At 64.0% G+C, this 4,947-nt stretch carries 4 protein-coding genes; 3 read left to right on the forward strand and 1 reads right to left on the reverse strand.

Features of this window, described 5'->3' with window-relative positions; genetic code table 11:
* Nucleotides 1-59: 59 nt before the first annotated feature.
* Nucleotides 60-782, reverse strand: coding sequence for a GNAT family N-acetyltransferase (locus tag B0W55_RS28595; protein ID WP_077049256.1), 723 nt, complete (start codon nt 780-782; stop codon nt 60-62).
* A 217-nt stretch (nt 783-999) separates the two neighbouring features.
* On the opposite strand from B0W55_RS28595, the gene paoA reads away from it, so the two are divergent.
* The 3 genes from paoA to paoC are packed head-to-tail and all read left to right on the forward strand — an operon-like array spanning nt 1,000 to nt 4,771.
* Entirely contained in the window at nt 1,000-1,623 is a 624-nt protein-coding gene (paoA, locus tag B0W55_RS28600) for an aldehyde dehydrogenase iron-sulfur subunit PaoA (RefSeq protein WP_077049257.1), read from the forward strand.
* Nucleotides 1,620-2,576, forward strand: coding sequence for a xanthine dehydrogenase family protein subunit M (locus B0W55_RS28605; protein ID WP_077049258.1), 957 nt, complete (start codon nt 1,620-1,622; stop codon nt 2,574-2,576). The genes paoA and B0W55_RS28605 overlap by 4 nt, the downstream gene beginning before the upstream one ends.
* A complete protein-coding gene (gene paoC / locus B0W55_RS28610) occupies nt 2,573-4,771 on the forward strand; it encodes an aldehyde oxidoreductase molybdenum-binding subunit PaoC (RefSeq protein WP_077049259.1) in 2,199 nt (732 codons plus the stop codon). The genes B0W55_RS28605 and paoC overlap by 4 nt, the downstream gene beginning before the upstream one ends.
* Nucleotides 4,772-4,947 lie beyond the last annotated feature (176 nt).

Raw genomic sequence — 4,947 nt, forward strand, 5'->3', positions numbered from 1 at the left:
CGCCGCATTCGCGAGCAAGCCCGCTCCCACAGGGGGATTAGGGACGGTTTGAAATGGCGTCAGACCAACCGCAGCCTCGGTCCGCTGACCGGCACCGCATCGTCCCCCAACCGCCCGCGCACAAATTCCCGGGCTTTGTGCGTCAACTGATCCAGATGCCGATCCCGCTGCTTTTCCGCATCCTGCATCGCCCGCTTGCCGTGTTTTTGCAGCAGGTAGGTATGAATCTGTCGCACTTCCAGCGAGCTGTAGATTGATGCCACGTCGAGCAACGCCATCAAGCCGTCGCTGCCGTGATCGCGGGTGTTCATCAGCACCTGGGTGGCGCGCACGCCCACCACTTGAAAGCCCATCGCTTCGAAATACGGCACCTTGGGCACCGCGCAGGTCAGTTCGGCATGGGGGTAGCGGGCGACCATCTCGCGCAGCATCCGTCGTGCAATACCCTGGCGCCGATAGCTGGCATGCACCGCCATATAGGCCACCGCGCACGCCTGCGGATCGTCCTTGACCGGCAGGTACAGCACGAACCCCGTGACCTGCTGCGGGTCATCCGGATCGGTGGCGACGATCAGTTCCACCTCGATGCCTTTCTCCCCGTTCAATGCCTCCAGGTACAGGTGCACCTCGAAGCCGATCGCATATTGATAGACGTTGTACAGCAGGTTGCTCGCGGGGATGGCGACCATGCTGATGTCGGTCAGATTGTCGACCACCAACTGCAGGATCTGGCTGTTGATGGCTTCGGGGCACGGGGTTTTGAAATGGCTGATCTGGGGCATTGCGGGGACGGACTCCGGAGGCGATGTGAAGCGTTGGTCGCGGCCATGCATCTTAACCCGTTCCATCCGCTGCTGGATTAACCAGAACACAACCACGCATCGCGCTTTAGCCGAAAAACACAGAACGTTTCCAATAACGCCAGGGTCAGTCTTATTGATGAGGGCTGTAAAGGCGCCGCAGTGCGCTGCTCGCGAACCCCGCAAAGGAATTGAACCGATGACGATTACCCGACGCACCTTCCTGATCGTCGGTGCCATGACCGCCGCCAGCGTCGCGCTGCCGCCGTTCATCTGCGCCCAGGCCAGCGCCGCCAACGCCGCCCGTCCGATCAAGGCCAAAGTGACCATGCAGGTCAACGGCGAACAGCGCGCCCTGGACCTGGACACCCGCACCACCCTGCTCGACGCCCTGCGGGAAAACCTGCAACTGACCGGCACCAAGAAAGGCTGCGACCACGGCCAGTGCGGCGCCTGCACGGTGATCGCCGACGGCCGGCGGATCAATGCGTGCCTGACCCTGGCGGTGATGCACGAAGGCGCGACCATCACCACCATCGAAGGCCTGGGCACACCGCAAAACCTGCACCCGATGCAGGCCGCGTTCATCAAGCACGACGGCTATCAATGCGGCTATTGCACGCCGGGGCAGATCTGCTCCGCCGTCGCGGTGCTGGGGGAAATTCGCGATGGCATTCCCAGCCACGCCAGCCCCAGCCTGACCGAGCAACCACAGCTGATCGCCAGTGAAATCCAGGAACGCATGAGCGGCAACATCTGCCGTTGCGGCGCCTACTCCAACATCATCGAGGCAATCAGCGAAGTCGCGGAGGCCAGCGCATGAGACCTTTCACCTATTTGCGGGCCAAATCCCCCGCCGACGCCGCTGCCCTCGCCGCCCAGGTCAACGGCTCGCGCTTCATTGCCGGCGGCACCAACCTGCTCGACTTGATGAAGCTGGAGATCGAAACCCCCACCCATCTGATCGACGTCAACGGTGCAGGCCTGGATCGGACTGAGGCCACCGCCGACGGCGGCCTGCGTATCGGCGCACTGGTGCGAAACACCGATTTGGCCGCCGACCCGCGGGTACGCAAGGACTATGGCGTGCTGGCGCGGGCCCTGCTCGCCGGCGCATCGGGTCAGTTGCGCAACATGGCCACGACCGCCGGCAACCTGCTGCAACGTACCCGTTGCCCGTACTTCTACGACCCCAATCAAGCCTGCAACAAACGCCAGCCCGGGAGCGGCTGCTCGGCCATCGACGGGGTCAGTCGGCAATTGGGAATCATCGGTGTCAGCAGCGCCTGCATCGCCACCCATCCCAGCGACATGACCGTGGCCATGCGTTTGCTCGATGCGCAGGTCGAGACGGTGAAACCCGATGGCAGCACCCGCGTCATTCCCATCGCCGACCTGCATAGACTGCCGGGTACCACACCGAACATCGAAACCAGCCTGATGACCAACGAACTGATCACCGCCGTCACGCTGCCGGCGCCGCTGGGTGGCACGCACATTTATCAGAAGGTGCGCGACCGGGCGTCTTATGCCTTCGCCCTGGTGTCGGTGGCCGCGGTGATCCAGCAGGACGGCAGCGGCCGAGTCGCCCTCGGCGGCGTCGCGCCCAAGCCTTGGCGCGTCGAGGCGGCTGAAGCGCGGATGGCCCAAGGCGCAAAAGCGGTGACCGAGCAATTGCTCGCCGGCGCCACACCCACCCACGATAACGCCTTCAAACTGACCCTGGTCGAGCGCACGCTCGCCTCGGTGATGGCCCAAGCGAGGGATCACGCATGAAATTCGACACCCCGGCCACCACCAACCCCATCGACCAGTTGCAGGTCGTGGGCAAGGCCACCCCTCGCATCGAGGGCCCATTGAAGACTACTGGTACCGCCCATTACGCCTACGAGCACCACGACGCTGTGCCGAACCAGGCCTATGGCGTGGTGATCGGTTCGGCCATCGCCAAGGGCCGCATCGCCTCGATGAACCTGGAGGCGGCCCAGGCCGCGCCGGGGGTGCTGGCCATCGTCACGGCGGCCAATGCCGGCAAGCTCGGCAAGGGCAAGTACAATACGGCGAAACTGCTGGGCGGGCCGCAGATCGAGCACTACCACCAGGCCGTCGCGCTGGTGGTGGCGGAGACTTTCGAGCAGGCGCGCACGGCCGCGCACATGGTCGACATCCGCTACGAGCGCGCCGACGGTGTCTTCGATCTGGCGGCCACCCACGCGTCCGGCAAGGAAGACAAGGAGCAGATGCCCGACACCCTGCACGGTGATTTCGAAGGCGCCTTTGCCGCGGCACCGGTGCAACTGGACGAAACCTACACCACCCCGGATCAGGCCCACGCGATGATGGAGCCGTTCGCATCGATGGCTGCCTGGGAGGGCGAACATCTGACGCTGTGGACCTCGAACCAGATGATCGACTGGTCGGTGAGCGACCTGGCGACCACCCTCGGTATTGCCAAGCAGAATGTGCGTTTGATCTCGCCCTACATTGGTGGCGGATTCGGCGGCAAGCTGTTCCTGCGGGCCGATGCGGTGTTGGCGGCGCTCGGTGCGCGCATGGCCAAACGGCCGGTGAAAGTCGCCCTTGCCCGACCCTTGATGTTCAACAATTCCACCCATCGCCCCGCCACCATCCAGCGCATCCGCATTGGCACCCGCGCCGACGGCAAGATCACCGCCATCGCCCATGAAGGCTGGAACGGTGGTTTGCCGGACGGCAAGGTCGAGCTGGCCGCGCAACCGAGCAAACTGCTGTATGCCGGTGAAAATCGCCGGGTGACCATGCGTCTGTCGATCCTCGACCTGCCCGAAGGCAACGCCATGCGCGCACCGGGTGAAGCGCCGGGGATGATGGCGCTGGAGATCGCCATGGATGAGATGGCGCACAAGCTGAAGCTGGACCCGGTGGAGTTTCGCATCCTCAACGATACCCAGGTCGATCCGGTCGACCCCAAGCGGCCCTTTTCCCAGCGTCAGTTGACTGAATGCCTGCGCACTGGCGCCGAGCGTTTCGGCTGGAGCAAGCGTGCCGCGCAACCAGGCACGCAACGCGAGGGACGCTGGTTGATCGGCATGGGCATGGCGGTGGCCTTTCGCAATAACCTGCTGGTCAAGTCCGGGGCGCGGGTGCGCCTGGATCAGCAGGGGATCGTCACGGTGGAAACCGACATGACCGATATCGGCACCGGCAGCTACACCATCATCGGCCAGACCGCGGCGGAGATGATGGGTGTGAGCCTGGACAAAGTGGTGGTGCGTCTGGGGGATTCGAGCTTTCCGGTGTCGGCGGGGTCAGGCGGGCAGTTCGGTGGCAACTGCTCGACGGCCGGGGTCTATGCGGCTTGCGTCAAACTGCGTGAAGCGGTGGCGCAGCGCCTGGGGGTGAAGGTGGACGACGCGACGTTTGTCGGGGGTGAGGTGCTCGCCGGTGATAAGCGCGTGCCATTGAAAGAGGCCGCGCAAGCGGGAGAGCTGGTGGCTGAAGACTCGATCGAGTTCGCCGAGTTGAGCAAGAAATTCCAGCAGTCGACCTTTGGCGGGCACTTCGTCGAAGTCGCGGTGGACAGCGCCACTGGCGAAACCCGAGTGCGACGCATGCTCGCAGTGTGCGCCGCCGGGCGCATCCTCAACCCGACCTCGGCCCGCAGCCAGGTGATCGGCGCGATGACCATGGGCGTGGGCGCGGCCCTGATGGAAGAGCTGGCGGTGGACAAGCGCCTGGGCTACTTCGTCAATCACGACCTGGCAGGCTACGAAGTGCCGGTGCATGCCGACATCCCCCACCAGGAAGTGATCTTCCTCGACGAAACCGACCCGGTGTCCTCACCGATGAAAGCCAAGGGCGTCGGCGAACTGGGCATCTGCGGGGTCAGTGCAGCGATTGCCAACGCCATCTACAACGCCACCGGCATCCGCGTTCGCGAGTACCCCATCACCCTCGACAAAATGCTCGACCAACTGCCGCCGATGATCTGACCCCTGCGGCAACCTCCTGTGGGAGCGGGCTTGCTCGCGAAGAGGTCGGTACATCCAACATCTTCGCCGACTGATACTCCGCCTTCGCGAGCAAGCCCGCTCCCACAATGGATTTGGGTCGTTCACAACATCCATGGCCAACCCAAAACCACTGTAGGAGCTAGCTTGCTAGCGAT

The organism is Pseudomonas sp. KK4 (assembly GCF_001984065.1).
Taxonomy (GTDB): domain Bacteria; phylum Pseudomonadota; class Gammaproteobacteria; order Pseudomonadales; family Pseudomonadaceae; genus Aquipseudomonas.

What these genes read in the sequence shown, in the direction of transcription:
- paoC (WP_077049259.1), top strand. Translation starts at nt 2,573, where the DNA reads ATGAAATTCGACACCCCGGCCACCACCAACCCCATCGACCAGTTGCAG.
- paoA (WP_077049257.1), top strand. Translation starts at nt 1,000, where the DNA reads ATGACGATTACCCGACGCACCTTCCTGATCGTCGGTGCCATGACCGCC.
- B0W55_RS28595 (WP_077049256.1), bottom strand. Translation starts at nt 782, where the DNA reads ATGCCCCAGATCAGCCATTTCAAAACCCCGTGCCCCGAAGCCATCAAC.
- B0W55_RS28605 (WP_077049258.1), top strand. Translation starts at nt 1,620, where the DNA reads ATGAGACCTTTCACCTATTTGCGGGCCAAATCCCCCGCCGACGCCGCT.